This window comes from Ruegeria sp. AF1 (assembly GCF_056542125.1).
Genome location: NZ_JBQFZG010000004.1, coordinates 176,621 through 199,188 on the forward strand (window position 1 = coordinate 176,621; position 22,568 = coordinate 199,188).

23 protein-coding genes are annotated in these 22,568 nt (G+C 60.9%); 12 read left to right on the forward strand and 11 right to left on the reverse strand.

Going from position 1 to position 22,568, the window contains the following annotated elements:
• Positions 1–49: 49 nt before the first annotated feature.
• The 4 genes from ACR0BK_RS09105 to rbfA are packed head-to-tail and all read right to left on the reverse strand — an operon-like array spanning position 50 to position 2,670.
• Positions 50–553 (reverse strand): DUF1643 domain-containing protein, encoded by a 504-nt coding sequence (locus tag ACR0BK_RS09105; RefSeq protein ID WP_480517980.1) that lies wholly within the window; start codon positions 551–553, stop codon positions 50–52.
• Positions 554–574: 21 nt separating this feature from the next.
• Positions 575–1,480, reverse strand: a complete 906-nt coding sequence (gene truB / locus ACR0BK_RS09110) for a tRNA pseudouridine(55) synthase TruB (RefSeq protein WP_480554434.1) — start codon at positions 1,478–1,480, stop codon at positions 575–577.
• Positions 1,481–1,534: 54 nt separating this feature from the next.
• Complete coding sequence (locus tag ACR0BK_RS09115) at positions 1,535–2,278, reverse strand: phosphodiester glycosidase family protein (RefSeq protein WP_480554404.1); 744 nt, start codon at positions 2,276–2,278, stop codon at positions 1,535–1,537.
• Positions 2,275–2,670 carry a 30S ribosome-binding factor RbfA gene (gene rbfA, locus ACR0BK_RS09120; protein ID WP_209505090.1) on the reverse strand — a complete coding sequence of 132 codons (396 nt, stop codon included), beginning with the start codon at positions 2,668–2,670 and terminating at the stop codon, positions 2,275–2,277. Before rbfA ends, ACR0BK_RS09115 begins: the two co-directional genes overlap by 4 nt.
• Before the next feature lie 92 nt (positions 2,671–2,762).
• On the opposite strand from rbfA, the gene dapB reads away from it, so the two are divergent.
• Entirely contained in the window at positions 2,763–3,572 is an 810-nt protein-coding gene (gene dapB, locus ACR0BK_RS09125; RefSeq protein ID WP_480554405.1) for a 4-hydroxy-tetrahydrodipicolinate reductase, read from the forward strand.
• 39 nt (positions 3,573–3,611) lie between these two features.
• Positions 3,612–4,295 (forward strand): DUF2306 domain-containing protein, encoded by a 684-nt coding sequence (locus ACR0BK_RS09130; RefSeq protein WP_480554406.1) that lies wholly within the window; start codon positions 3,612–3,614, stop codon positions 4,293–4,295.
• Here ACR0BK_RS09130 and ACR0BK_RS09135 read toward each other — a convergent pair.
• From ACR0BK_RS09135 to tmpA, 3 genes are read right to left on the reverse strand one after another with little or no spacing between them, the layout of a single operon-like run.
• Positions 4,282–4,950 carry an ureidoglycolate lyase gene (locus ACR0BK_RS09135; protein ID WP_480554407.1) on the reverse strand — a complete coding sequence of 223 codons (669 nt, stop codon included), beginning with the start codon at positions 4,948–4,950 and terminating at the stop codon, positions 4,282–4,284. The two genes, ACR0BK_RS09130 and ACR0BK_RS09135, sit on opposite strands and share 14 nt — an antisense overlap.
• Positions 4,947–5,537, reverse strand: coding sequence for a (R)-1-hydroxy-2-trimethylaminoethylphosphonate oxygenase (gene tmpB, locus ACR0BK_RS09140; RefSeq protein ID WP_209505087.1), 591 nt, complete (start codon positions 5,535–5,537; stop codon positions 4,947–4,949). The genes ACR0BK_RS09135 and tmpB overlap by 4 nt, the downstream gene beginning before the upstream one ends.
• Positions 5,534–6,670 (reverse strand): 2-trimethylaminoethylphosphonate dioxygenase, encoded by a 1,137-nt coding sequence (tmpA, locus tag ACR0BK_RS09145; protein ID WP_480554408.1) that lies wholly within the window; start codon positions 6,668–6,670, stop codon positions 5,534–5,536. The genes tmpB and tmpA overlap by 4 nt, the downstream gene beginning before the upstream one ends.
• 99 nt (positions 6,671–6,769) lie before the next feature.
• Between tmpA and ACR0BK_RS09150 the strand changes: the two genes are divergently transcribed.
• Positions 6,770–7,624 carry a LysR family transcriptional regulator gene (locus ACR0BK_RS09150; RefSeq protein ID WP_480554409.1) on the forward strand — a complete coding sequence of 285 codons (855 nt, stop codon included), beginning with the start codon at positions 6,770–6,772 and terminating at the stop codon, positions 7,622–7,624.
• A gap of 4 nt (positions 7,625–7,628) precedes the next feature.
• Here ACR0BK_RS09150 and ACR0BK_RS09155 read toward each other — a convergent pair whose 3' ends face one another.
• Entirely contained in the window at positions 7,629–7,811 is a 183-nt protein-coding gene (locus ACR0BK_RS09155) for a DUF1674 domain-containing protein (RefSeq protein WP_209505084.1), read from the reverse strand.
• Positions 7,812–7,899: 88 nt separating this feature from the next.
• Here ACR0BK_RS09155 and ACR0BK_RS09160 point away from each other — a divergent pair, with 88 nt between their 5' ends.
• From ACR0BK_RS09160 to ACR0BK_RS09190, 7 genes are all read left to right on the forward strand, one after another.
• Positions 7,900–9,159: an RsmB/NOP family class I SAM-dependent RNA methyltransferase gene (locus tag ACR0BK_RS09160; protein ID WP_480554411.1), complete on the forward strand. Its 1,260-nt coding sequence runs from the start codon at positions 7,900–7,902 to the stop codon at positions 9,157–9,159.
• 89 nt (positions 9,160–9,248) lie between these two features.
• Positions 9,249–10,988, forward strand: a complete 1,740-nt coding sequence (locus ACR0BK_RS09165; protein WP_480554413.1) for a heparinase II/III family protein — start codon at positions 9,249–9,251, stop codon at positions 10,986–10,988.
• 22 nt (positions 10,989–11,010) lie between these two features.
• Positions 11,011–12,600, forward strand: coding sequence for a bifunctional phosphoribosylaminoimidazolecarboxamide formyltransferase/IMP cyclohydrolase (gene purH / locus ACR0BK_RS09170; protein WP_480554414.1), 1,590 nt, complete (start codon positions 11,011–11,013; stop codon positions 12,598–12,600).
• A complete protein-coding gene (gene lspA / locus ACR0BK_RS09175; RefSeq protein ID WP_480474233.1) occupies positions 12,600–13,076 on the forward strand; it encodes a signal peptidase II in 477 nt (158 codons plus the stop codon). The genes purH and lspA overlap by 1 nt, the downstream gene beginning before the upstream one ends.
• A gap of 50 nt (positions 13,077–13,126) precedes the next feature.
• Entirely contained in the window at positions 13,127–13,642 is a 516-nt protein-coding gene (locus ACR0BK_RS09180; RefSeq protein ID WP_480474232.1) for a DUF3035 domain-containing protein, read from the forward strand.
• Positions 13,643–13,723: 81 nt separating this feature from the next.
• Positions 13,724–15,064: a M16 family metallopeptidase gene (locus tag ACR0BK_RS09185; RefSeq protein ID WP_480554416.1), complete on the forward strand. Its 1,341-nt coding sequence runs from the start codon at positions 13,724–13,726 to the stop codon at positions 15,062–15,064.
• The gene (locus tag ACR0BK_RS09190) at positions 15,061–16,371 is read left to right on the forward strand and encodes a M16 family metallopeptidase (protein WP_480517963.1); all 1,311 of its coding nucleotides are present in this window, start codon (positions 15,061–15,063) and stop codon (positions 16,369–16,371) included. The genes ACR0BK_RS09185 and ACR0BK_RS09190 overlap by 4 nt, the downstream gene beginning before the upstream one ends.
• A gap of 22 nt (positions 16,372–16,393) precedes the next feature.
• Here ACR0BK_RS09190 and ACR0BK_RS09195 read toward each other — a convergent pair whose 3' ends face one another.
• From ACR0BK_RS09195 to deoC, 3 genes are read right to left on the reverse strand one after another with little or no spacing between them, the layout of a single operon-like run.
• Positions 16,394–17,203, reverse strand: coding sequence for an SDR family oxidoreductase (locus tag ACR0BK_RS09195; protein ID WP_480554417.1), 810 nt, complete (start codon positions 17,201–17,203; stop codon positions 16,394–16,396).
• 24 nt (positions 17,204–17,227) lie between these two features.
• Positions 17,228–19,561: an aldehyde dehydrogenase family protein gene (locus ACR0BK_RS09200; RefSeq protein WP_480554418.1), complete on the reverse strand. Its 2,334-nt coding sequence runs from the start codon at positions 19,559–19,561 to the stop codon at positions 17,228–17,230.
• 47 nt (positions 19,562–19,608) lie between these two features.
• Entirely contained in the window at positions 19,609–20,607 is a 999-nt protein-coding gene (gene deoC, locus ACR0BK_RS09205; protein WP_480474226.1) for a deoxyribose-phosphate aldolase, read from the reverse strand.
• Positions 20,608–20,805: 198 nt separating this feature from the next.
• On the opposite strand from deoC, the gene ACR0BK_RS09210 reads away from it, so the two are divergent.
• Both ACR0BK_RS09210 and ACR0BK_RS09215 read left to right on the forward strand, forming a co-directional pair.
• A complete protein-coding gene (locus ACR0BK_RS09210; RefSeq protein ID WP_480554420.1) occupies positions 20,806–21,759 on the forward strand; it encodes a metal ABC transporter solute-binding protein, Zn/Mn family in 954 nt (317 codons plus the stop codon).
• A gap of 3 nt (positions 21,760–21,762) precedes the next feature.
• Positions 21,763–22,566, forward strand: a complete 804-nt coding sequence (locus tag ACR0BK_RS09215; RefSeq protein ID WP_480474224.1) for a metal ABC transporter ATP-binding protein — start codon at positions 21,763–21,765, stop codon at positions 22,564–22,566.
• Positions 22,567–22,568 lie beyond the last annotated feature (2 nt).

The following is a 22,568-nucleotide window of genomic DNA, read 5'->3' on the forward strand; positions in this document are numbered from 1 at the left end:
TCGCCCGTCACCAGGTCAAAGGTAAACCTTTGAAATGGTTAATCTTTTGTCACCAGACCTCAGGCTGACGCGTGTATGCGATATAAAGCGGATGTTTGGGATGACCGTCTTTGGTCAGGCCCAGATGGAACAGCGATTGGCCGGTGCCTCGCAACAGGGTTTCCACCGCAGGGCCGCGTCCCAGATGCGCGCCGTGCGTACCCCAGGCCGCGATGACCTGATCGGCCCATCGCACACCGTCAAGAATGGCCGCGTCGTTCCCGGGCCCGACCGGATCGGCGGCAGCCCGCATCTTGCGCGGGTCGGTATCGCGCCAGGCAAAGATGTTCGTGACCTGAAACGCGCCGAACCCAAGCGCGCGTGCGCGCCGTTCACAGCGTTCCACCGTCGGGTCGTTCTGCACCTCGGTCGCGGTTGACGGGTTCAGCATCACAAACAGCGCCTTGCGCCCTTCAGGGTCCCAGATGCGGGTCAGGCTATAGCGGTATTTCTCGCAATCGGAATAGATGGCGGTCGAGGGCGCGTCGCCCTTGGTGTGGGAACGGGTGATCATGCCCTTCGCCTAACACGGCTCTCAGTCGACGAACACCCGGCTAGGGTGCAATTCACCGGATTTATAGATGCCTACAGCCACGGCCTTGCCGTCGAACGATGCCCAGGCCTCGTCGCCATATTCAACGTCCCCAGCCAGAACCATGCCCGGATTGCCATTGCGCAGACGGGTTGCCCCCTCGGCAGTGCATTTCAGTTCGGGCAGGTCGGACAGGCCGGTTTCCAGCGGGTGCAGATATTCGTCCAGCGCGGTTGTTTTCGCCATTTCGTCAATCTGCTCGATGCTTAACCCGTCCTCGGCCTCGAAGGGGCCGGACCAGATGCGGCGCAGTTCCTTGACGTGGGCGTGACAACCCAGCGCCTCGCCCAGATCGCGGGCAATCGAGCGTACATAGCCGCCTTTGCCGCAGGTCATTTCCAGCAGCACGTGATCTTCGTCGGGGCGGTCGACAAGGATCAGTTCCTCGACCCAGAGGGGGCGGGCGGTCAGCTCCACGTCCTCACCATCGCGGGCCAGTTTATAGGCGCGCTGGCCGTCGATCTTCACCGCCGAGAATTTGGGCGGCACCTGCATGATATCGCCCAGAAACCGGGTCAGCGCCTGCTTGATATCGTCATCCGAGGGGCGCGTATCGCTTTGCGCGATTACTTCGCCCTCGGCATCGTCCGTGTTGGTGGCCTGCCCCAGGCGCACAGTGAAGGTATAGGCTTTCAACGCATCGGTGATATAGGGAACGGTCTTGGTTGCCTCACCCAAGGCAATTGCCAGAACGCCGGTCGCCTCGGGATCCAGCGTGCCCGCATGGCCCGCCTTTTTGGCATCCATCGCCCAACGCACCTTGTTGACCACGGCGGTCGAGGTCATGCCCGCGGGCTTGTCCACCACCAGCCAGCCGGAAATGTCGCGACCCTTGCGTTTACGTCCCATCATGCACCTTGAATCTTGCTAAGGCGCGCGAGTTAACGGATCACTCTGCCGCTGTCAATTTGCGGGCATTTCTTCGACTACGCCGACAATAGGCCCCAGCGAGAATCCCAGATCCGAGCGGTTGCTGGCCCGCTCATACATCCGCGAGATATTGCCGTCGAAAAACAGCGCGTTTGGTGTGCCAAGCACATCGCGGAACAGACGCCCGAATTCGTGGAAGGTGACATAATCTTCCGAGATCGCAAACACCGCTCGCGTACCATCGGAACTGGTGCCGACCCCATTGCGAACATAAAGCGAGGTCGAATCGGGCAGGAAGCGCGGGTGCAGTTCTCCGTCGATCACCAGCATTGGACCGGATTGGGTAGCAAAGCGGCAGGTGGGGGCCTGATCCACGTAATCAAGCGTTTCAAACACATCCGCCCGACCCTTGCGGATGCAGAACACGCCATTGGGCAGCAACCCGAAATTGCCGGGGCCGGGGTTGGCGATCACACGCATCTGTTCCTGCCCGTCCTCGACATAGTGGCCAACGGGTGAACGGTCGTCGTGATACATGCCCGCGTTCATTGCAAAAGCCAGCCGTTTGCCTTCCGGGGCCAACACTTCGTTGACCGCCGAAAAATGCCCCAATACCTGACCGTCTTCGCCGTTCAGAAACAGCCGCAGATCTTCATTGGCGGCATCGACGTTGCAAACCGTATAACGTTTGTCCTCATGGGTCAGCTTTTCACAAGTGACCGCGCTTGCCTGCGCGGCCCAAAGAAGCGTCGCCAATGTGACAAACGTGCGGATCACTCGTCCAGATCGCGGCGCACCGCGTCCTGTTCGAACATGCGGCGGGTGTCGTCCAGACGGTCAAACGTGTCATCCAGCCGAAAGCGCAGATCGGGCGCGAATTTCAGGCCGACTTTCTTGCCGACCATGCGCCGCAGCTCACCCTTGTTGCGGGCCAGAAGTTCGATCACGTCCTCCTGCCCTCTGCCGCCAAGGGGCAGCACATAGGCGGTGGCGATCTTCAGATCGGGCGAGGTACGCACCTCACCCACGGTGATCGACATGCGATTCAGGTCGGGGTCGTGGACATCTCCGCGCGCCAGAACTTCGGACAGGGTGCGGCGGATCAGTTCGCCGACACGCAGCTGCCGTTGGGACGGGCCGGGGCCATCATGGAATTTGTTCTTTGCCATAATCCCCGATCTAAGCGCAAAGCGGGGCTTTGCCAAGCGGGCGCGAACCGGGTAGGAGGCTTTGAGCCGACTTAACGAAAAGGACCAGCGCAATGACCCATATTCCGGGGATCGTCATCACAGGGGCTTCGGGCCGTATGGGGCAGATGCTGATCAAGACCGTGACGGACAGCGATCAGGCGCGTCTGGTCGGCGTGGTCGAACGCAAGGACCATGACTGGATCGGTCAGGATGTGGGCACGGTCATGGGCGGGCAGGCACTGGGCGTCACCGTCACCGACGATCCGCTGGAAGCCTTTGCGCAGGCGCAGGCAGTGATCGACTTCACCGCGCCCGAGGCGACACTGGACTTCGCTGCGCTGGCGGCGCAGGCGCGCTGTGTGCATGTGATCGGCACCACCGGCATGTCTGACGAACAGATCGCAGCACTGGAACCCGCGTCGCGCCATGCGGTGATCGTACGAGCCGGAAACATGAGCCTTGGCGTCAACCTTCTGGTGCAATTGACCAAAAAGGTCGCAGCTGCGCTGGATGAGGATTTCGATATCGAGATCATCGAAGGTCACCACCATCACAAGGTAGATGCACCTTCGGGCACCGCCTTGATGCTGGGAGAGGCCGCAGCCGAAGGGCGTGGCGTTGAGTTGTCGGACGTGTCCGACCGGGGTCGGGACGGCATCACCGGCGCGCGCAAGCGTGGAGATATCGGTTTTCACGCTATTCGCGGCGGCGACATCGTGGGGGAACATGATGTCCTGTTCGCCGCCCCCGGAGAACGCATCGTCCTGCGCCATCTGGCCACCGACCGCGCCATCTTTGCCCGCGGCGCGTTGAAAGCGGCGCTGTGGGGGCAGGGCAAATCCCCCGGTCAATATGACATGGTGGATGTGCTTGGGCTGTAAGCCATAGACGGGCCGCTCGACGGCGTTACACTCGGGCGTATGCGGAACCTGACATCACGTGTGATGACCGGATTGGTGCTGGTCCTGTTCTATCTGACCCTGCTGCCCTTCGTCGCGCAGGGGTTTGACATGATCGGCGTCGGGCTGTCTGAGAGCGCGGCACAGAAAAGCTACTTGTTTGCCTATGACCAGAGTGTCGCTAATGCGGCGATGATGTTGCATATCCTTGCCGGAACGGTGTTGGTGGCTCTTGTGCCGCTGCAACTGCTGAAAGGGCTTCGGCTGAAATACAATCGGTTTCACCGCGGCTTGGGTGTGGCTCTGATTGCGTCGGCTTTGATCACCGGACTGGCAGGAATGACCTATATCCCCCTGCGGGGAACGATCGGTGGACCGATGATGTCTGCAGCGTTTTTCTTGTATGGGCTCTGCCTGTTCACTGCAGCTCTGATGGTGGCGCGCATGGCTATATTCGCGGATCGTGCTGGCCATTGGGCATGGGGTCTGCGGCTGTTCTGGCTGGCGCTGGGGTCGTGGCTCTACCGTGTGCATTATACGGTTTGGTATCTGTTGACCGGCGGGTTGGGGTCAGAGCCTGATTTCTCGGGCCCTTTCGATTTGGTTCAGAACTTCGCATTCTTCGTACCGTACCTGCTGGCTACGCAGATTTGGATCGCGCGTAGCCGATCTGCTCATCGGGGGGCTCTGATCACAAATCCCTGATTTTGTCGGCGCGCAGCGGGCAGGCGAGGTAGACGCCAAATTCCTGACCGATATCAGCGCTGACGCGGGCGTGCACCGCACCCTGCCGATCGAGGAACCGCTGGTTGTCTTCAACCGGGAATATCCCCTCGTGCCAGATACCGGGATGGATATACAGCCCGCGCGAACCGTCGCACCAGAACGCCACCACCTTTTCTGGTGTCAGGTTGTCGCCGGGCAATGCAGCAGGAATGATGAAGGGCTTGTTGTCGAGCGGCCAGAACATCTGCCCGCCATCCGGGTGGTAGTTCATGTGCCACAGCAGCACCTGATCGCGGGGCGCTGTTTGGCGACTTGTCTGTGCCTGCTGCGGATCGGTGGACCAGCCGAGGACATAGTGGCCATTGACCGCTTCGTTCTCGCCATAAAGTACGTCGCCCTTCCACTCACCACGAAAGGTGCCTTCGACCCAGCCGCCTTCGTCGCCGGTGCCTTCATCGATCGGCCGCCACCCCTGTTGTGGCCAGCGGGTGATCTCGATCTCGAACCCTTCGGGATCATCGACCAGACACCCATAGCCTTTGACCGAGGCGTCCGTCGCGCGGATCAGGGGAACCTCGTGCCAGGGCAGCGAGGGTTTGGTGCGGGCTTCAAAGATGTATTCCGGGGCGTTCATGCGGCCTCCATGTGCTTGTCGACCATACGCTGCACCATCGGCGCAAAATGTGCAAAATCCGGGGTTTCCATATCCGCGCGTTTGCCGGCCTCATCCAGATAGCGGACCTGAATGATCTCCTTCAGGTTCGGGTTGGCTTCGAACGCGGCAACTTCTTCGGCGCTCATCGGACCACCTTGCAGTTCCAACGTGTGAACCGACGCCGCGGACAGGCGATTGAAATACTCGGGTTTGGTGGCACACAGATACCGCTTGGCTGCCACGTGATAGCGGCAGCAATCGGTGATGACCGAGGGGAAGAACTGCTCCAGTACCTCGGCGCCCGCGTCCTCATGATGACGGTCTTCGGTGTCATCCGGGTGGTAGGTGCCGAACTCGGATGTGAAATGGCCGATGTCGTGCAGCAAGGCGCCCACGATGATTTCCTCGGGCATCCCGTTCTGCTCGGCAATGGTTGCGCCTTGCAGCATGTGCTGGGCCATGGTGACAGGCTCGCCCAGATACTCTTCACCGCCGCGGCGTTCGAAAATGCTCCCGATGAAAGCAACGATATTGTCCCGGTTCAGGGTCGAGAAATCAGGTTTCATTCTGCCGCCTCCGGCTGCGCCATCTCCATCGCCGCCAGTGTGGACAGCAACCCGTCCTTGTCGGCGTAACATCCCTGCAACCAGCGCGATCCGGCCCCGGAATAGCCAAGCCGCGCGTGCAGGACGCGGGTGTTGTCGACGATAAAGCTTTCCCCCGGTTCCAGTTTGAACGACACGCCCATCGCCGGATCGTCGATGATATCCCCCAATTGGCGATAGGCGGCGTAATAAGCCTCCATCTTGTCAAACGGCACATCCACAAAGGGGGCGGAAGAGCGGTTGTTGAAGCGGATGCCGATCAACTCGCCATCCGGTGACAACTCGATCATCGGGCGGCGCGACCGCAGGCAGACCCCGTCCGAGCCCTTGTACTCGAACCGCGCCGGATATCCGGCCAGCAGGGCAAAGCCTTCGGGGTTTGCGTCACGCAGTTTTTCGATGGCGCGGAAGCCGTCAACAACGATGGACTCCCCACCTTCAGCCGAGTTTTCCAGACAATAGAGGATTTGCAAGGTCGGCACCGGGTCGCGATAGGGGTTGTCGGTATGCGCCTGAAGGCCAAGCCCGGTATAGGCAAGGTTTGTCGGGTTCACCTCGGTCCGCACCTCGAAATAGGGGCCATAATTGGTTTCGCGGACATAGCCGAACAGGTCAGCGACCTTCAGCAGCGATTCAGGCTCGGTCGGGCCGCCGGTCAGCTTGGCAAAGCCGAACTCGGCCACAGCGGCCAGCCAATTGCGCTTGGCCGCCGGGCTGGCATGGACCTCGTTCCAATCGCCGCTGGGCGCGGCGATGCCACTTTCCCAGGTCGTGATGCCGGGGGCGATGCGACCCAGCGCAATGTCATGATCGCGGTCGTAGCTGTTTTCGGCCAACCAGTCCGCCGGGAAGGTAACGATTTTGCCCTCAGGCTGGAACGTGACTTGCAGGTCGCCCGCGACCACCTCGGCTGAACTGACCGAGATGTCGGCAGGAATATCGCCGATGGTTATCAGGCGCTGACCGTTGCCCGGCGCGCGGGTATCAGCGTCCAGCGCGTTGTCGCGCAGCCAGATGGCGTGGAAACGGGCCTTGGCCCCGGTGTCGAACGCGACTGTAACAATCGAGGTGTCGTGGGTGGCGGTGCGCAGCATTGGGGGTCTCCTGTTCGGCGCGAGCTTTGGTTGAGCAGATACGCCGTTCGTGGCATTACGACAATTAATCCTTATTTCGGCTGAGGCTTGGAAAAACTAATGGCTAAAAATAAGACCGGATTACCGCCGCTGGATTGGTTGCGTGTGTTCGAAGCCGCTGGGCGGCTTGGCGGGTTTTCGGCGGCTGCGAAAGAGTTCGGGTTGACGCAGGCCGCCGTCAGCCAAAGGATCGGCAATCTTGAGGCTTGGCTGGGCCGGTCCCTGTTTGTGCGCGAGGCGCGCGGCGTGTCACTGACGGTCGAAGGCGAAAGCTATCTGCCGCTGGTGCAGGACAGCCTGCTGGCGTTGGAACGCAACACTGAGGATCTGTTTGGAAAATCGCCACGCGAACTCAGGGTCGCCGGGTTGTCATCAAACATCCACGCCCTTGTTGTACCAGCCCTGCCTGTGTTCCGAAATCTGCGCCCCGAGGTGCGGGTGATGACCGACTCGGTTGCGCGCCGGTCGTCGCTGGATGAGGAACGCACCTGGCTGCAAATCCGCTATGGTCGCGGCGTGTGGACCGGGCGCGACGCGGCATTGATCGCGCGCGAGGTGCTGGTGCCGATGGCCGCGCCGGGCGTTGAATGGGGTGCCCCCCTGATCGATCTGCGCGGCGAGCGTCCGGGCTGGCGCGAGTGGAACCGGAAATACGGGCACGGGGACGTCGCGCCATCTCATGTCAGTTTCGATTCGATGGAACATGCTGTTTCGGCGGCAAGGCGCGGAATGGGGGTTGTGCTGGGCTCGGTTCCGCTGGCGTCCGGTGATCTAAAGGATGGCCGGTTGCGCAGGTTAGAGCTGCCAGAGCTGCAAACCAAGGACGGGTATTGGCTGACATGGCCCGAAGATAGGGCGCAGTCCAGGAAACAGCGCGCCCTGATCGATGATTTTCTGAAGGCGCTGCGCGGCTGAGGGCCTAGAAATCGATGGCGATGCCTTTCTTTTCCCAATCACCGTAACGGGCGGGGTCCAGCCCATCGCGCCCGCCCAGTTCCTTGGGCATTTCCCTGGCTTCGGCCTGGGCTTTTTGGCGGCGTTCTTCCGCTTCGGCCAGCGCGCGTTGGGCGGCGGGGGGCAGGTCTTTGCGGTCGTCACTCATGACATCGGGTTCCTTTCCGTGCATAGCCTTGATATACGCCCGCGTCCGCCAATGGCAATGCGGGCACAGGTCACATGAAGGCGGTACCATGACAAACAGCGCGACAGCAGCACGGCGCAGCGCAATCTATCTGTTGGATCAGGTTCTGGGTGAAGGCCGCCTGTTGTCTGAATGCCTGGCCGCGGGTGCTTTGGATCGGTTGGGGCCAGAGGATCGTGCGCGTGCCCAGCGGCTGGCCTCGGAAACCCTGCGCGGGCTGGAGCGCGCCGACCGTCTGCTGGACAATCACCTGAACCGAACACCCGCCCTGACCGTACACAACGCGCTGCGGCTGGGCGCGGTCGAGCTGTGCAACGGGGAAGCTGCGCATGGGGTGGTGAACTCCATGGTTGAAATCATCAGCCGCTCGCGCAAGCACGGGCGTCTGAAAGGCTTGGTGAATGCCGTTTTACGCAAGGTCGCGTCCGAGGGTCCCGAAGCATGGCCGAAAATGCGTGTCCCGCGCCTGCCGGAGTGGTTGCGAGATCCGCTGATCGCGGCGTGGGGTGCCGAAGCGGTGGCCGGAATGGAACAGGCGCATTTCGCGGGCGCACCGCTGGACCTTACCCTGAAGCCGGGGGCGGAAAGCCCTTCGGGCGAAAAGCTGCCTACCGGGTCTGTGCGTATTCAGGATGCCGGTCAGGTCTCGGCCTTGCCGGGATACAAGGCTGGGGATTGGTGGGTGCAGGACGCGGCAGCCGCGCTGCCGGTGCGTGTTCTGGCACCGATGGCGGGCGAAAAGGTGTTGGACCTTTGCGCGGCTCCGGGCGGCAAAACGATGCAACTTGCTGCGGCGGGGGCGGATGTGATGGCGCTGGATGTATCCGCGGCGCGCACCGAACGCGTGCGCGAAAACCTCGCCCGGACCGGGTTGCAGGCAGAGGTCATCGTGGGTGACGCGCTGGACCATCAGGGTCAGTACGACGCAATTTTGCTGGACGCACCCTGCTCGGCTACGGGTACGATCCGCAGGCATCCTGACTTGCCTTTTGCCAAGGATGGCTCGGAATTTGGCGGACTGATCGATTTGCAGGCGCAGATGCTGGCCCATGCGTGGACGCTGCTGAAACCCGGCGGGCGGCTGGTCTATTGCACCTGTTCGCTCTTGCCGGATGAGGGCGAGGTTCAGATCGAAGACGCGCTGGGCATGTATCCGGACATGCGTGTTGATCGCGCCGCTCTGAACTTACCCGGCATCGAAGACAACTGGATCACTGAGGAAGGCGGCCTGCGTCTGCGGCCCGACTACTGGCCCGATCGCGGGGGTATGGACGGGTTCTATATCGCCTGCCTGAACAAATCCGCCTGAGTGCACGCTTTTCGATGACTTGACGATCGGCGCGGTCTATCGTTGGGTCTCAAGCGCCAGCAGAGCGCAAGGGGCAGAGTAACACGCGCATGTCAAATTCGGACACCATGGCCAGTCGGTGGATGCGGTTGCAGAACCGTTTCTACGCGCGTCTCAGCCAACGGCAAAAGGCAGCTACGGGGTTTGTTGCGCAGCCCCAGCCGCGTACCGTTGGTTCGTTTGCGCGCGGGCGGCAGCTGGTTGCGGGGAATCTCTTGTTCGCCGGCTATCTGGTCGAGGCAGACGATACCGCGTTGTGGGATGTCATTGCCCCCAGCGCCGGCTTTGACGAGGAACGCCATGGTTTTGCATGGCTGGATGATCTGGCCGCTGTCGGTGATATGCGCGCACGGGAAAAAGCGCAGCGCTGGGTCTGGGGCTGGATCGAGACGCATGGCCGCGGGCAGGGCCCGGGCTGGGTGCCTGACCTAACCGGGCGGCGGGTGATGCGCTGGATCAACCATGCGCTTTTTCTGCTGCGCGGGGCAGATGAAAAGCAAAGCAAACTGTTCTTTCGGTCTTTGGCGCAGCAAACATGGTTCCTGTCCAAACGCTGGCAGGCCGCGACGCCCGGGTTGCCGCGTTTCGAGGCGCTGGCCGGTCTTGTGCAAGCCGGATTGGCGCTGGAGGGGTTGGAGCAGATGGCCGATCCGGCCCTGCGGGCTTTGGCTGGTGAGTGTGACCGGCAGGTGGATGCGAAGGGCGGTATTCCAACACGCAACCCGGAAGAGCTGCTTGAGGTGTTCATGCTGCTCAGCTGGACGTCGGCGGCGCTGAGCGATCTTGGACGCGGCACACCTGTCGCGCAGGCCAAGGCGATCAAGCGGATCGCACCGACCTTGCGCAGTCTGCGCCATGCGGATGGCGCGCTGGCGCGGTTTCACGGTGGCGGGCGCGGGGTCGAAGGGCGGCTGGAACAGGCGCTTGCGCAAAGTGGCGTCAAGCACAAGGCGGCGACCGAACTGCCAATGGGCTATGCCCGCCTGGCCGCAGCACGCACCACGGTGATCGTGGATGCCAGCGCGCCGCCCTCCGGAGCGGCCTCATTCAACGCGCACGCATCCACGCTGGCGTTCGAGCTGACCTCGGGGCGTCGCCCTTTGATCGTGAATTGTGGATCGGGGGCCAGTTTCGGGCTGGATTGGCGCCGTGCCGGGCGTGCGACCCCATCTCACTCAACCCTGTGTCTGGACGGGTTCTCGAGCGCGCGGTTGGCCAACCCGTTGCCGGGCCGCGAAAGTCAGGCGCTGGTCGACGCGCCACAGGACGTTCCAGTCGATTTTGAAGATGCGTTCGAAGGCATCCGTTTCATGGCCGGGCATGACGGATATGTCAAAGTCTTCGGGCTGACCCACGCGCGCACATTCGAATTGCGCTTTGACGGGCGTGAGCTGACGGTCGAGGATATTCTGCTGACCGCAACCGACAAGGCCAAGCGTCAGTTCGACAGGGCGTTGGACGCCTCGGGCCTCAAGGGCATTGGCTATGACATCCGTTTTCATCTGCATCCTGACGTTGACGCGGTGCTGGATCTGGGCGGGGCGGCAGTGTCGATGGCGCTCAAAAGCGGCGAGATCTGGGTTTTCCGCCATGATGGCGTGGGAAAATTATCTGTCGAACCAAGTGTTTACCTTGAAAAAGGCCGTTTAAAGCCACGCGCGACAAAACAGATCGTTCTATCTGGCCGCGCAATGGAGTATGCGACGCGCATCCGGTGGACGCTGAGCAAGGCGCAGGATACAGCCTATGCCGTGCGCGATACGCACCGGGACGAGCCCAAGTTTGACTGACGCCAAAAGGACCTTTGGACCCATGACCGACCTTCATCCCGTGCGCCGCGCGTTGCTTTCCGTTTCCGACAAGACCGGGCTGATCGAGCTGGGCAAGGAGCTGTCCGAACGCGGGATCGAACTGTTGTCGACAGGCGGCACCGCCAAGGCGCTGCGCGATGCAGGGCTTGAGGTTCGCGATGTCAGCGAAATCACCGGGTTCCCCGAGATGATGGATGGCCGGGTCAAGACGCTGCACCCGATGGTGCATGGCGGGTTGCTGGCGCTGCGCGACAATGACACCCATGTTGCGGCGATGGAGGAACATGGCATCGGCGCCATCGACCTGCTGGTCGTAAACCTCTACCCGTTCGAGGCAACAGTCGCCAAGGGCGCGGGCTATGACGAATGTATCGAGAATATCGACATCGGCGGCCCGGCGATGATCCGCGCGGCCTCAAAAAACCATGCCTTTGTGAACGTGGTCGTGGATGTCGAGGATTATTCCTCCCTGCTGGATCAGCTGGAAGAAAACTATGGCAAGACATCCTATGGCTTCCGCCAGTGGCTGGCGCAAAAGGCCTATGCCCGAACAGCGGCCTATGACGCCGCTGTTTCGAACTGGATGGCGGATGCGCTGCAACTGGACGCTCCCAAGCGCCGCGCGTTTGCCGGTGAGTTGAAGCAGACCCTGCGGTATGGCGAAAACAGCCACCAGCAGGCAGCGTTCTACACGGACGGCACCAACCGCCCCGGTGTCGCCACCGCCGTACAGCATCAGGGCAAGGAACTGAGCTATAACAACATCAACGACACGGACGCGGCCTTTGAACTGGTGGCCGAGTTTGATCCAGCGACAGGCGCGGCTTGCGCCATCATCAAACACGCCAACCCTTGCGGTGTAGCCACAGGTGCCACCCTTCTCGAGGCGTACAAGGCGGCATTTGACTGCGACCGCACCTCGGCCTTTGGTGGCATTGTTGCGCTGAACCAGCCGTTGGATGCAGAAACAGCGCAAGAGATCACGGGCATCTTCACCGAGGTTGTGATTGCCCCCGGTGCCTCGGACGAGGCCAAGGCGATCTTTGCCGCCAAGAAAAACCTGCGCCTGCTGACGACCGAGGCGCTGCCGGATGTAACCGAAGGTGGCAAAACCGTCCGTCAGGTGGCTGGCGGGCTGTTGGTGCAGGATAAGGATAACGGCTTTATCGGCATGGACGACCTCAAGGTCGTGACCAAGAAAGCCCCGACTGACGCGCAGATGCGTGACCTGTTGTTCGCGTGGAAAGTGGCCAAACACGTCAAATCCAACGCCATCGTCTACGTCAAGGATGGCGCGACCGTGGGTGTTGGCGCGGGGCAGATGAGCCGAGTGGATTCGGCCCTGATCGCGGCCAAGAAAGCCGAACGCATGGCTGAAACGCTGGGCTTGCCGCAGCCGCTGACCATCGGTTCGGCCGTGGCATCGGATGCGTTTTTCCCCTTCCCCGACGGGTTGATGGAAGCCGCCGAAGCGGGCGCGACCTGCGTCATTCAGCCGGGCGGGTCCATGCGCGACGATGAAGTGATTGCCGCAGCCGATGAGGCCGGACTGGCGATGGTCTTCACCGGTATGCGTCATTTCCGTCACTGATGCGGTCACGCCTGCTTCTCTGGGCAGCCTTGGCCGCCTTTGCGATCGACCAGATCAGCAAATATCTGGTCGTTCACGTCCTGCGCGTGGCTGAACGGCCCGACGGTATCGATGTTCTGCCACCGCTGCTGGTGTTCAAATACGGCGAGAATCGAGGCATTAATTTCGGCCTGTTTCAGGGCGACTCTGAGGCCGCACGCTGGTTTCTGATCAGTGTGTCCGTGGTGATCTGTATCGGTGTTCTTGTCTGGCTTGGTCGTTCGACGCGTTCGAAATTCATGTTGCTCTGTGGCGGCCTTCTGATCGGCGGAGCGCTTGCGAATGTGATCGACCGGCTCCTCTATGGGTTTGTACTGGATTTCCTGAACATGTCCTGCTGTGGCATCAACAACCCGTTTGTGTTCAACTTGGCGGATGTGTTCATATTCGCCGGAGCGCTGGGGCTGGTTTTGTTTGACGGCAAAAAGCCCTCGTGACGCGCGGAATGATTTGCGATAAAAGCGCCTGAAACAGGCTGGAGACACCAATGCGGATGCCGCGCGCCATATTTGTTCTGACAGTTGCCGCTGCGGTCGCGGCATGTTCGAATCCCGGACTGCGGGATCTGGCGCCTCCGGGACAGGGCCCGGATGAATTTTCGGTATTGCCAGTCAAGCCGCTGACCCAGCCTCAGGATTACGCGTTTCTGCCTGCACCCACGCCGGGTGGTGGGAATCTGACAGACCCGACCCCCAAAGCCGATTTGGTGGTCGCGCTGGGTGGTAATGCCGCCGCCCTGAACCCCAACGCTGGTGTGCCGTCGTCGGATGCGGCGCTTGTGACGGCGTCCAGCCGTTATGGCGTGTCACCCGATACGCGGCAGGTGGTCGAAGCCGAGGACGCCGCATTCCGCAAACGTCGAGGCCGCTGGACCGGTCTGCGCCTGTTCCCTGTCGACCGCTATAATCAGGTCTACGAACGCCAGTCGATCGATCCGTATTCGGAAACCGAAGCCGCCCGCCGGGCCGGGGTCGAGACTCCAACCTCGCCGCCGAATGAATAATTCTTAACTTTCCGTCATCGGGCTTGAACCCGGGCCGCACCACCGTAGTTTGAATGACAGAAACGAAACGGAGGATGCCCCATGGTTCGGGCCCTTGCCTTGTCGGCTGCCCTGATCGCCACCACACCGGCTTTTGCCGAGGGTGGGAAAGAAGCGGTCACCACATTCACTTTGGACAACGGCATGGATGTCGTCGTGGTGGAAGACCACCGCGCGCCTGTTGTGCAGCACATGGTCTGGTACCGCGCCGGATCGGCGGATGAGCCGATCGGGTCGTCGGGTGTCGCGCATTTTCTTGAACACCTGCTGTTCAAGGGCACAGATACTTTGGCACCGGGCGAATTCTCGGCCACCGTCGCGGCCAATGGCGGCAACGACAACGCGTTCACTTCGTATGATTACACTGCCTATTTCCAGCGCGTCGCTGCCGACCGGCTTGAGCTGATGATGCGCATGGAATCGGACCGGATGCGGAACATTCGCCTGAGCGAAGAAGATATCGTGACCGAGCGCGATGTGATCCTTGAAGAACGCAACCAGCGCACCGAGAACAACCCGCGCGCCCTGTTCGGCGAACAGATGAGCGCAGCACAATACCTCAATCACCGTTATGGCGTGCCGATCATCGGCTGGAAGCACGAGATGGAAGAACTGGAACTGGAAGACGCGCTGTCATTCTACCAGACCCACTACGCGCCCAATAACGCCATTCTGGTTGTCACCGGAGACGTTGATCCCGCCGAGGTCCGCACTCTGGCCGATCAGTATTACGGTGTGATTCCCGCCAATGCGGATTTGCCGGAACGGGTCCGGTCGCAGGAACCCCCGCAAACCGCCGAACGCCGTCTGACTTTTAAGGACCCTCGCGTGGCGCAGCCCTACGTCCAGCGCAGTTACCTGGCGCCGGAACGCGATCCGGGCGATCAGGAAAAGGCGGCAGCCCTGTTTCTGTTGGCGGAACTTCTGGGGGGCAGCACGACCTCTTACCTGAACGAAAAGCTGCAATTCGATCAGAAAATGGCTGTTTATACCGGGGCGTTCTATCGTGACGTCTCGCTGGACGACACAACATTCGACCTGCTGGTCGTTCCCGCCGAAGGGGTTTCCCTGCAAGAGGCCGAGGATGCCATGGACCAGGCCGTGGCCGATTTCATTGCCGAAGGTGTCGACGAGGACGATCTGAACCGCATCAAGATGCAGTTGCGGGCCGCGCAGACCTATGCACGGGACAATGTGGACGGGATCGGCAACCGCTATGGGCGCGCTCTGACCAGCGGCCTGACAATACAGGACGTGCAGGCATGGCCTGATATCCTTCAGACCGTGACCGGAGACGAAATCATCGCCGCCGCCCGCGACGTTCTGCAACCCAAGGCGTCGGTCACCGGCTGGCTGATGCGCGATGATGAGGTGACGCAATGAAACGGTTTCTCGCAACGCTGATTACCTGTCTGGTTGCTCTGCCCGCTTTGGCCGAGATCGAGATCGAGGAAGTAACCTCGCCCGGCGGGATCACCGCATGGCTTGTCGAGGATCACTCGATCCCGTTTACCGCGCTTGAGCTGCGCTTCCGTGGCGGTACGTCGCTGGACGACCCGGACAAGCGCGGCGCGGTCTATCTGATGAGCGGGCTGATCGAGGAAGGGTCCGGCGAAATGGACGCGCGGACCTATGCGCGCGAGCTTGAGGCGCTGGCCGCATCGTTCCGCTATAACGCCGGTGACGACACGGTTTCGATTTCCGCACGTTTTCTGACCGAAAACCGGGATGAGGTTTCCGACCTGCTGCGTGAGACGATTCACGAACCGCGCTTTGATCAGGACGCGGTTGACCGTGTGCGCGCGCAAATCCTGTCCGGGCTGCGATCAGATCAGACCGACCCGAACGAGATTGCAGGCCGCAACTTTGCCCAGATGGCCTATGGCGATCACCCTTACGGTTCCGAAGGCAAGGGCACGATCGAAAGTGTCTCGGCGCTGACACGGGATGATGTGGTTACGGCGTATGAAAGCGTTTTTGCCAAGGATCGCCTTTATGTGGGGGCCGTCGGCGATATAACGGCCGAAGAACTGGGCGCATTGCTTGACACGTTGCTCGCCGACCTGCCGGAAACGGGCAAGCCCATCCCGGGCAAGGCCAACGTGACCATCCCCGGCGGGATCAGTGTTGTCGAGTTTGACACCCCGCAATCCGTGGCGCTGTTTGGCCATGCCGGAATAGATCGGGACGATCCTGATTTCTTTGCCGCCTATATCCTGAACCACATCCTTGGCGGTGGCGGGTTCGAAAGCCGTCTGATGCAGGAGGTGCGCGAAAAGCGTGGCCTGACCTATGGGGTTGGAACCTATCTTGTGCCCAAGGATCTGGCCTCGGTTTACCTGGGGTCGGTGTCATCGGCCAATGACCGCATTGCCGAGGCGATAGAGGTTATTCGAAACGAATGGGCGCGCGCCGCCACCGAAGGGGTGACGCAGAAGGAACTGGACGATGCCAAAACCTATCTGACCGGCGCTTATCCGCTGCGCTTTGACGGCAACGGACAGATTGCCGGGATCATGGTGGGGATGCAGATGGAGGGATTGCCCATCGACTATATCGCCACCCGCAATGACAAGGTGAACGCGGTCACACTGGAAGACGTGAACCGCGTTGCATCCGAACTGTTGGACCCGGACGGCCTGCATTTCACTGTTGTTGGAAAGCCGGTCGGTCTGGAAACTACCAACTGAACTGCAAGGGGTGAGTTGCGGCTCACCTCTTTTTCATACTCCGCAGCATATCGCCCATCATCTGCCCGAACTTGCCCGATCCGCGCTGATAGAGTGCCCCGTCCACGGCCAGAACCGTGCCGCTGATATAACTGGCCAGATCCGAGCTGAGGAACAGGCAGGCATTGGCCACGTCCTGCGGCTGACCCCAGCGGCCCAACGGCACGTCCCGGCGAAGTTCTTCGTGGGCGTTTTGGGTGGGCGCAAGGCGTCTCGCACCTTCGGTGCCTTCGATGAACCCCGGCACAACCGAATTCACCCTTATCCCCTCGACACCCCATTCCATTGACAAGGTGCGGGTGATCTGGTCGACTCCCGCCTTGGCGGCGCAGACATGGGACTGGCCCTCATACGGCAGATAGGATTGCGGGGCCGAGATATTGATGATGCTGGCACCGGGGCGTTTGAGGAACGGATAGGCCCCCTTCATCACGTGGATCGTGCCCATCAAGTCGATATCGATCACGGTCTTGAACGCGTTGACTGACATTTCGGATGCCAGCGCCGGGAAATTGCCCGCCGCGCCCGAGATCAGCACATCGAAATCCCCGAAGGCGTCATGGAACTGCTTCAGTCCCGCCGCCACAGCGTCGGCATCGCGCACATCAAACGCAGCCCCAATCGAATCCTGTGCGCCCGCGGCCTTCAGCGCAGCGATGGTGTCATCGACCTTTTCCTGCGACCGGCTGGCCACGGCCAGTTTGGCGCCCGAGGCCGCAAAAGCCTCGGCAATGCCGCGATTGATACCGCTGGTTCCGCCAATCACGATGACGGTTTTTCCTGAGAAATCCATTTAGGCCTCCCTTGGCAGGGAGCCCTACTCGCCGTAGGGCACCCAGATGTTTTTCACTTCGGTTGCAGCCTGAAGGAAGCGGCGGGAATGGTCCATGCTCCAATCAAATGCCGTCGCGTTATTGACCCAGGTCCGTTTCAGGTTCCCGGCTGAAACGACCTCGATCTCTTTCGACAGGTCAGTGGACGAGAACGACCAGACAGCGTCGACATTCAGATGCGAGGCCAGCGGTTTCGCCAGCTCGGCATGACTACCGGTCAGGATGTTGACCACACCAGCGGGCACGTCCGAAGTCTCAAGGATCTGGTAGAAATCCGTCGCTGCAAGCGGGTAGGGCTCGCTGGCCACCAGAACCGTCCGGTTGCCCATCGCAATCGCAGGCGCCATAGCCGAGACCAGACCCAGCAGCGGTGCCTCATCCGCGCAAAGCGCGCCGATCACGCCAACGGGTTCCTTCATGGCGATGGCCACGCCCCGGATCGGAACGCCATGCACCTGACCGTCATATTTGTCGGCCCATGCCGCGGCAGTAAACAGGCGCTGGATCGAGGCCTCAACTTCTTTCGCGCCGTCTTTCCTGCCGGTCATGGCGTCGATCCGCGCCGCGAATTCATCGGCGCGGGCCGAAAGGTTTTCTCCGATGTAATACAGGATCTGGGCCCGCAGATGGCCGGTGGTCCTGGACCACCCTTTGGCACCTGCCGCAGCCTCGACCGCGTTGCGGACGTCCTTGCGGTTGGCAAGACCCACATGGCCCAGCAGGCCGGACTTGCCCCAAATCGGTTTCGAATAACCACCATCGGGCCGCGCCTGCTTGCCGCCGACATACATCTTGGCGGTGCGGTCGATGGGGTCGACCGGGCCCCCTTCGCCCATGGCTGCCTCGACCTTTGCCAGCGGCTTGGCCTTGCCCTTGGGTTTGGTATAGGCGGCCAGCCCTTCCCAGCCGCCTTCGCGGCCAAAGCCGCTTTCGCGGACCCCACCGAACCCGGCAGCAGCGTCAAACAGATTGGTGGCGTTCACCCAAACCACGCCCGCAACCAGCTTGGGCGCAATATCCAGCGCAAGGTTCACATTCTCGGTCCAGACGGTCGCCGCCAGACCATACCGGGTGTTGTTGGCCAGCTCGACCGCCTCTTCCGGTGTGCGGAAGGTCGAAGACACCAGAACCGGACCAAAGATCTCTTCCTGCATCAACGGGTCCGAGGTCTCGAGCCCCGAGATCAGTGTTGGCGGGTAGTAGCAGCCGTTTGCGGGAAGATCGCAGGCGGCTTGGTGCACACGGCCCGCAGTGTTGCTTTCGACCATTCCTTTGATGGTCTGCAACTGAACCGGGTCTACAACCGCGCCCACGTCGATGCATTTATCCAGCGGATTGCCGACGCGCAGCGTGTCCATCCGGGCGCGCAGCTTGTCGTGGAAACGGTCGGCGATGCCTTCCTGCACCAGCAGGCGCGAGCCCGCACAACAGACCTGACCCTGATTGAACCAGATCGCATCCACCAGCCCTTCGATGGCAGAGTCGATATCGGCGTCATCAAAGACGATGTAAGCGGATTTGCCACCCAGTTCCAATGTCAGTTCCTTGCCTGACCCGGCGGTGGCCTCACGGATGCGACGGCCCACAACGGTCGAGCCGGTAAAGGCAATCTTGTCCACGTCCGAGGCCACGATCATCTCACCCACGGCACCGTCTCCGGTGACGATGTTGACGACACCTTTCGGCAGACCGGCCTGTGTGCAGATATCGGCAAACAACAGCGCCGTCAGCGAGGTATATTCAGCCGGTTTCAGAACCACCGTATTCCCCATCGCCAGCGCAGGCGCGATCTTCCACGCCAACATCAGCAAGGGGAAGTTCCACGGAATGATCTGACCGCACACACCCAGCGCTTCGGCGTCGGGCAGCTCGCTTTCCATCAGCTGCGCCATGCCGGCGTGATAATAGAAATGCCGCTGCGCGAGCGGAATATCGATGTCACGCGATTCCCGGATCGGTTTGCCGTTGTCGAGGCTTTCCAGTACCGCAAACAAACGCGAATGCTTTTGCAGCAGGCGCGCAATTGCATAGAGATACCGCGCACGGCCCGCGCCGCCCAGTTTCTCCCAATTCGGCTGAGCCTTGCGCGCGGCGGCTACAGCGGCGTCCACGTCGGCCTGCTTGGCCTGCGTCAGTTTCGCCAGAACCTCCCCGGTCGCAGGGTTGCGGCTGTCAAACCCTTTGCCAGGCTTGGTGAACGCACCATCGATATAGTGTCCGAACTTGTCGCCTTGATCGACCAGCCAGGCCAGCGCCTCGGCGGCGCTTTCGGGGGCGGGGCCGTATTCCATGGTCTCAAAAATCTCTTTGACTGTCATGACTTCATCTTTTCCCAAATACTCACTGTCCAGACATATCCACGGGCTCAGCCCATCGAATGCCTGTAACCAGCCGAATAGGCTCCGGTCACATAGTGTTCCAACTGCCGCTCGATATCGCCCAGCAACGACGAGGCGCCAAAGCGGAACAGATCCGGTTCCAGCCAGCGGTCGCCCAGTTCGTCCTTGATCAGCGACAGATAAACCAGCGCGTCCTTGGCTTTCGAAATACCACCCGCAGGTTTATACCCGACCCGGTATCCGGTGCGGTCATAGTAATCGCGGATCGCGCGGATCATTACCAGCGACACGGGCAGGGTGGCGTTGACGCTTTCCTTGCCTGTCGAGGTCTTGATGAAATCCGCCCCGGCCATCATGCAGACCAGCGAGGCGCGCGCGACATTGCGCAAGCTGCCCAATTCTCCGGTCGCAAGAATGGCTTTGACATGGGCATCGCCACAAGCCACGCGGAACGCCTTCATCTCATCATACAGGGCCTGCCAGTCACCTGACAGCACATGACGGCGCGAGATCACGATGTCGATTTCCTCGGCCCCGGCTTTCACGCTTTCCTCGATCTCGGCCACGCGCAGATGGAACGGGGACAGGCCGGCGGGAAAGCCGGTGGACACAGCAGCGACCGGAATGCCAGTGCCTTTCAAGGCGTCCACAGCGGTTTCGATCATATCGTGATAGACGCAAACCGCCCCTGTCGTGATCGGCGGCATGTCCAGAGCCTGAAGAACCGAAGGCGCAACCGGCTGACGGGCCTTCGCACACAAGCGGCGCACACGGCCCACCGTATCATCGCCCGACAGCGTGGTCAGGTCGATCATCGTGATGGCTTTCAGCAGCCACGCAGCCTGATATTCCTTCTTGACCGAACGGCGGCCCGGCAATGTGGCCGCACGGCGTTCAATCGCGGAAGTATTGGCCTGAACGGCGCGCACCCAGTCCAGATCCAGTTCCATTCCGGGGTTCCGGGGTTCGGTTACTTGCGGCAGATGCGCGGTGCGCACGGGGCTTTCTGAGCTCTGCGTATCCATGGTTACGTCCTTTGGGAGGTTTGCGACAAAATCGCACGGGTGGCTCGGGAATGGAAGGCGTTCCGGCGCAATGATCGAATATTTTTGACCATTTGGACAAATAACAGAGGTTTTCTTGCGAATAATTCTCATTAGCGTTGACTTAGTTGCGAATGGTTCTCATATTTGATCCAACGCGCATCCAAATCGAGGTTGGAAATGATTCGTCGGCATTACCTTGCACTTTTGGCTCTGGCCCTTTCGGTGCCAGCCATGGCGTTTGCCGGGGCACCGCTGAAAGTGGTGGCCACAACGGGCATGATTGCAGATGCGGCGCGTCAGGTCGGTGGTGATCTGGTTGAGGTCAGAGGGCTTATGGGCCCCGGCGTTGATCCCCATGCCTATCGCCAGACGCGCAGCGATATTGTGGCGATGACCCGAGCAGACCTGGTTCTGTGGCACGGCCTGTATCTCGAAGCGCAAATGGAAGACTTCTTTCATGATCTTGAGCGGAAACGGACCGTTATTGCGGTTGCAGAAGGCGTAGACAAGTCCAGGCTGCGCGCGCACGACAATTATGCCGACAAGTATGATCCGCATCTATGGATGACGCCCGTGCTGTGGCGCGAGGTTGTTGTGGAGGTGCAGCGCGCCCTGACCGAGGCACGCCCCGAAGCAGCCGAGGTTTTTGCCGCGAATGCACAAGCCCATCTGGCCGACATAGACCGTCTGACGGCCTATGCCGAGAATATCCTGTCCACCGTACCGGATCACAACAAGGTTCTGGTCACCGCCCACGACGCCTTTGGTTATTTCGGTGAAAGTTTCGGGTTCGAGGTTCTGGGCATTCAGGGCATCTCGACCCAATCCGAGGCGGGCCTGAACCGGATCGGAGAGCTGGTTGACCTGTTGGTTGATCGCAGGATCACGGCGGTCTTCGTCGAAAGCTCGGTTTCTGACCGGTCGATCCGCGCGCTGATCGAAGGGGCCGCAGCCAAAGGGCACGAGGTGAAGGTCGGGGGCGAGTTGTTCTCGGATGCCATGGGCGAGGATGGCACCTATGAAGGCACTTATATCGGGATGCTGGACCACAATATCACCGTTATCGCAGGCGCATTGGGCGGAGAAGTTCCCGATCGCGGCATGAACGGCAAACTGTCAGCGGGGTTCTGAGAGATGCTGGGGCTGATCAGCAACGAAGGTGTGACGGTCCAGGAACAAAACCTGGATAACAGCCCTCTGGCTGTGCGGGGGCTGACGGTTTCCTACGGACAGAAACCTGCGGTCTTTTCGGTTGATATGACGGTTACGCCCGGCGCGATGACCGCCATTATCGGGCCAAACGGCGCTGGAAAATCAACGCTGCTCAAGGCGGCGCTGGGCATCGTTACGCCATTGTCGGGGCAGGTGACAGTATTTGGTCAGCCGCTGAATTCGCAACGCGCACGTGTCGCCTATGTTCCCCAACGTGCCAGTGTGGACTGGGATTTCCCGACACGGGTGATCGACGTGGTTCTGATGGGTCTGTCGCGTGAACTGGGCCTGTTGGGCCGCTTGCGCGCGCGCCACAAGGCCCGTGCGATGGATTGCCTGAACCGTGTCGGAATGCGCGATTTCGCGGATCGCCAGATTGGCCAGCTGTCCGGTGGCCAGCAACAGCGTGTGTTTCTGGCTCGTGCTCTGGCTCAGGATGCTGATCTGTATCTACTGGACGAGCCGTTTGCCGGTGTCGACGCCGCCACCGAAAAAGCCATCATCGCGGTGCTGAAATCACTGAAAGAGGCCAGTAAGACAGTCGTTGTCGTGCATCACGATCTGGCCACCGTGACCGACTATTTCGACCACGTTTTCCTGATCAACACCCGCAAGGTGGCCGAGGGTTCAGTGGCCGAGGCTTTCACTGCGGAAACGCTGCAATCGGCCTATGGTGGCAGGTTGGCAACGGCCCAGATCGATCAGATTTCACGCGCGCTGGGATAACT